1 protein-coding gene is annotated in these 267 nt (G+C 67.0%); it reads right to left on the minus strand.

The window, feature by feature from the left end:
* On the minus strand, positions 1 to 267 hold a 267-nt coding region (locus tag SB772_RS41665), incomplete at both ends, for an ATP-binding cassette domain-containing protein (RefSeq protein ID WP_410838727.1).

Here is a 267-nt window from a genome sequence, read left to right on the forward strand (position 1 = left end):
TCCCGCGTCGGGCCGGTAGAGGCCGAGCAGCAGCTTGATCAGCGTGGTCTTGCCGCAGCCGTTTTCGCCGACGATAAAGAGCGTTTCGCCGCGCGCGATCGTGAGATCGACGGGACCGAGTTCGAAGCCGCCGGGGGCGTGGTTCGCCGCGTCGTTGCCGGCGACGTCCTTGTCGGCGGCGGGCGGCGCGGCGAAGCGGTAATGCACGTGATCGAGCGAGATCGTCGTGAAGTTTTCCCAGTCGATGGTGCTCGTCGTCGCCTTCGC

The sequence above is a fragment of the Paraburkholderia sp. SIMBA_030 genome (genome assembly GCF_046535245.1).
Classification (GTDB): domain Bacteria; phylum Pseudomonadota; class Gammaproteobacteria; order Burkholderiales; family Burkholderiaceae; genus Paraburkholderia.